This window comes from Pueribacillus sp. YX66 (assembly GCF_041725775.1).
Lineage (GTDB): Bacteria > Bacillota > Bacilli > Bacillales > UBA6769 > Pueribacillus.
On the sequence record NZ_JBEUEL010000061.1, the window covers coordinates 1 to 4,094 of the forward strand.

Annotated in this window: 4 protein-coding genes; all 4 read left to right on the forward strand. The window is 45.1% G+C overall.

Annotated features, from left to right (window positions below; translation table 11 throughout):
- The first annotated feature begins 16 nt into the window (after positions 1-16).
- Genes ABU914_RS15150 through ABU914_RS15165 form a run of 4 tightly spaced genes read left to right on the forward strand, consistent with a single transcriptional unit; the run spans position 17 to position 4,094 of the window.
- The gene (locus ABU914_RS15150; protein ID WP_379670535.1) at positions 17-796 is read left to right on the forward strand and encodes an enoyl-CoA hydratase/isomerase family protein; all 780 of its coding nucleotides are present in this window, start codon (positions 17-19) and stop codon (positions 794-796) included.
- A 6-nt stretch (positions 797-802) separates the two neighbouring features.
- Complete coding sequence (locus ABU914_RS15155; protein WP_379670532.1) at positions 803-1,663, forward strand: 3-hydroxyacyl-CoA dehydrogenase family protein; 861 nt, start codon at positions 803-805, stop codon at positions 1,661-1,663.
- A 50-nt stretch (positions 1,664-1,713) separates the two neighbouring features.
- Positions 1,714-2,862: an acyl-CoA dehydrogenase family protein gene (locus ABU914_RS15160; RefSeq protein WP_379670533.1), complete on the forward strand. Its 1,149-nt coding sequence runs from the start codon at positions 1,714-1,716 to the stop codon at positions 2,860-2,862.
- A 47-nt stretch (positions 2,863-2,909) separates the two neighbouring features.
- Positions 2,910-4,094: a thiolase family protein gene (locus ABU914_RS15165; RefSeq protein ID WP_379670534.1), complete on the forward strand. Its 1,185-nt coding sequence runs from the start codon at positions 2,910-2,912 to the stop codon at positions 4,092-4,094.

A 4,094-nucleotide genomic window follows, 5' to 3' on the forward strand; every position in this document is an offset into this window, starting at 1 on the left:
GGAAGGAGAACGAAACATGAGTTATGAAAATATCCTCGTTGAACGAAAAACGAATTTAGCTTACGTCACGATTAATCGTCCAGACGTTCGCAACGCACTTAACAAACAAACATTGGAGGAAATTTCCTCTACAGTAACGGAACTCGAAAATGATAACGCCGTAAAATGTATCGTATTCACAGGTGCAGGCGAAAAATCATTCGCAGCTGGCGCGGACATCAATCAACTGAAAGAACGAACGATGCATGATGCACTCCAAAGCGGAAGCATGTCACAAGTTTACGATCAGATCGAAGCATGCAAAAAACCGACAATTGCCATGATTAACGGTTTTGCGCTTGGCGGCGGTTGTGAACTCGCCATGGCGTGTGACATCCGTGTTGCTTCAACGAACGCGAAACTCGGACTTCCAGAACTGAACCTTGCGATCATTCCAGCAGCTGGTGGGACACAACGTCTTGCACGTCTTGTAGGTAAAGGTAAAGCACTTGAAATGATTTTAACTGGAAAAATTATTGAAGCAGACGAAGCACGGTCGATCGGACTTGTAAGTGAAGTCGTATCATCAGACGAACTCGTCGCTAAAACAGAAGAAATCGCTGAAAAAATTATTAGCAAAGGTCCACTTGCCGTCATGCTTGCGAAACTCGCCGTTCATCACGGAACAGAAACCGATATGAAAACAGGGCTCATCATCGAAAAACTATCCCAAGCGATCTTATTCGAATCCGAAGATAAACTAGAAGGGACTTCTGCATTTCTCGAAAAAAGAAAAGCCGATTTTAAAGGGAGGTAATCATCAATGGTAAAACAAACAGCAGTCATCGGCGCCGGAACGATGGGAAGAGGCATCGCTTTTGCGACGGCCTTACACGGCATTCACGTCACCCTTCAAGATATTAATGAAGAGATGCTAGAACAAAGCAAAGCCTACATGAAAGAACAGTTTTCTGTCGCCGTTAAATTGGGAAAAACAACCGAAGCTGAAGCAACTAAAAATCTTGAAAACATTCATTATACGACTAGTATCGAAGAAGCAGCGAAAGATGCCGATCTCGTCATCGAAGCGGTCTTGGAACTTATGGATTTAAAAATTGAGATCTTTCAAAAACTCGATGAGATTACACCACGTCATGCGATTTTAGCAACGAACACATCAACGATGAGTCCGACAGAAATCGCTGCGGCAACGACACGTCCTGCTCAATGTGTCGCGTTACACTTTTTCAACCCCGTTCCAAAAATGAAACTCATCGAGGTGATTCGTGGACTCGAAACCTCCGACGAAACAATGGAAAAAGCGCTCGCATTCGGAAAACAAATTGGAAAAGAATGTGTACAAATTAACGAATTTCCTGGTTTTGCGACGAGTCGCATGAACTGCCTCATCGGAAACGAAGCGATGAACATGGTCATGGAAGGCGTCGGTAGTGTTGAAGATATCGACAAAGCGATGAAACTCGGTCTTAACCACCCAATGGGACCGTTAGAGCTCGCAGACCTCGTCGGTTTGGATACGCGCCTTCGCAACATGGAATATTTACACAAAACCCTTGGTGAGAAATTTCGTCCAAGCCCGCTACTCGTCAAATATGTAAAAGCAGGAAGACTTGGCAGAAAAAGTGGCAAAGGATTTTACGATTATAGCGACAAGAACAACTAATTCTTGTTACATTATATAAAGTTAAACAAATGTTCAAAGGAGAATAACCGATGGATTTTAAATTACCTGAAGATATCGTTTTTCTAAAAAACAACGTGCGCGATTTCGTTCAAAATGAAGTTGAACCCGTTGCAATGCAAATTGAGAAAGAAAACAAAATTCCTGAGAAAATCATCGAACAATCAAAAGAAATGGGGCTTTTCGGTCTCAGTATTCCAGAAGAATATGGCGGACTTGGCATTGGCATGGTTGGAAAATGTGCTTTATACGAAGAAATCGGCCAGACGCACAACGGCTACACGACACTCATCGGCGCCCATACGGGTATCGGAACTGTCGGTATCGTTGAAATGGGGAACGAAGAACAGAAGAAAAAATATTTACCTGACATGGCGGCAGGCAACCGTATCGGTGCTTTTGCTCTAACTGAGCCAGAAGCAGGTTCCAATGCCGTCAACTTAAAAACAACAGCTGTTAAAAAAGGTGACAAATATATTTTAAACGGCACGAAACATTACATTACGAATGCCGTTGACGGTGATGTGTTTACCGTCATGGCTGTCACGGACCCAGAAAAAGGAGCAAAAGGCATCACGTCTTTTATCGTCGAAAAAGGCTTCCCAGGTTTCAAAATCGGCTATGTTGAACCGAAAATGGGCTTAAGAGGCTCACACTCGGCAGAACTCGTATTTGAAGACTGTGAAGTGCCAGAAGAAAACGTCCTTGGCGAAGTTGGAATGGGGTATATCAACGCCTTAAAAATCTTAGCGAACGGTCGCGCTGGTCTAGCCGCTCGAAACCTCGGGTCCGCACAAAAGCTGCTTGACATGAGCATGCAGCACGTCGAAGAGCGCATCCAATTCGGTGTTCCGATTATCGAGCATCAAGCGGTTGCCCACATGGTCGCTGAAATGGCCGTTGAAATCGAAGCTCTTCGTGCGTTCACTTACAAAGTCGCATGGATGGTTGACGAAGGCATGAAAGTGATTAAAGAAGCTGCAATGTTAAAACTTTACGGTTCTGAAGTATACAACCGTGTTGCAGACAAAGCGGTTCAAGTACATGGTGGCATCGGCTACATCTCAGATTTCCCGATCGAGCGTTATTTCCGTGATGCCCGCATTACGCGCATTTACGAAGGCACATCCGAAATTCAAAAGAACATTATTGCGAACCAATTGCGTAAAGAATATAGCTAAAAACTTAGGCTCAACGTTTAATAACAACTACAAGGGGGAAATATCAAATGACACAAGAATATGTTATCGTCGGTGCTGCACGAACGGCGATTGGTCGTTACGGTGGCACATTAAAAAATGTCAGTTCTGGTCATCTTGCTTCAACCGTTATTCAAGAAGCGATCAAACGTGCAGGTATTACACCAGAACAAGTAGATGAAGTTATTTTAGGAGAAGTTCGTCAACAAACGGACGAATCGAACGTTGCGCGAGTCGCAGCCCTCAGAGCCGGTATTCCTGAAACGTCACCGGCGTTTACGATTAACCGTCTCTGTGCATCAGGCATGCAAGCGATCGGATCAGCGGTCCAGCAAATTTCGTTTGGACTTGCCGACATTGTCGTAGCAGGCGGAACCGAAAACATGAGCTTAGCTCCGTACTATTTACGTGGTAGCCGTTTCGGTGGCGACAGAGCCCATCTCGTCGATTCCAACACCGAAAACGGACAACAGCCACAAGAAACGTTCGGGACGAAACTCGGCATGGGAATGACAGCTGAAAACGTCGCAGAACGCTTTAACATCTCTCGAGAAGATCAAGATGCGTTTGCGGCTGAAAGCCAACGACGTGCCCAAGTGGCGATTGAAAACGGAAAATTTAAAGATGAAATCGTACCAGTCGAAGTGAAAGAAAGAAAGAACACGATCACCTTTGACCAAGACGAGTTCCCACGTCCAGGAACAACAATTGAGGTCCTTTCAAAGCTAAGACCTGCGTTTAAAGAAGGTGGATCTGTCACAGCAGGAAACGCGTGCGGTCGAAACGACGGCGCATCTGCGCTCGTCATCATGACGAAAGCAAAAGCTGAAGAACTTGGTTTAAAACCACTTGCAAAAATTGTTGATTGGACAGCAGCAGGCGTTTCACCAGAAGTGATGGGCATCGGTCCTGTCCCAGCTGTGCAAAAACTGCTGGAACGGACAGGAAAAAGCTTAGACGACATCGGTTTAATCGAATTGAATGAAGCGTTCGCATCTCAAGCACTTGCTTGTATCCGTGAGCTTAACTTAGACGAAAATAAAGTGAACGTCAACGGCGGAGCGATTGCCCTCGGTCACCCATTAGGCTCCACAGGGTCAAGAATTACGATAAGCTTATTATATGAAATGATGCGCCGCAATGAGAAGTACGGAATTGCGACCCTTTGTGTCGGTGGCGGACAAGGCATGGCGTTAATGCTTGAATTGGTTTAA

Bases quoted from the DNA above. Each gene is read 5' to 3' on its own strand.
- ABU914_RS15150 (WP_379670535.1), top strand. From the start codon at position 17: ATGAGTTATGAAAATATCCTCGTTGAACGAAAAACGAATTTAGCTTAC.
- ABU914_RS15155 (WP_379670532.1), top strand. From the start codon at position 803: ATGGTAAAACAAACAGCAGTCATCGGCGCCGGAACGATGGGAAGAGGC.
- ABU914_RS15160 (WP_379670533.1), top strand. From the start codon at position 1,714: ATGGATTTTAAATTACCTGAAGATATCGTTTTTCTAAAAAACAACGTG.
- ABU914_RS15165 (WP_379670534.1), top strand. From the start codon at position 2,910: ATGACACAAGAATATGTTATCGTCGGTGCTGCACGAACGGCGATTGGT.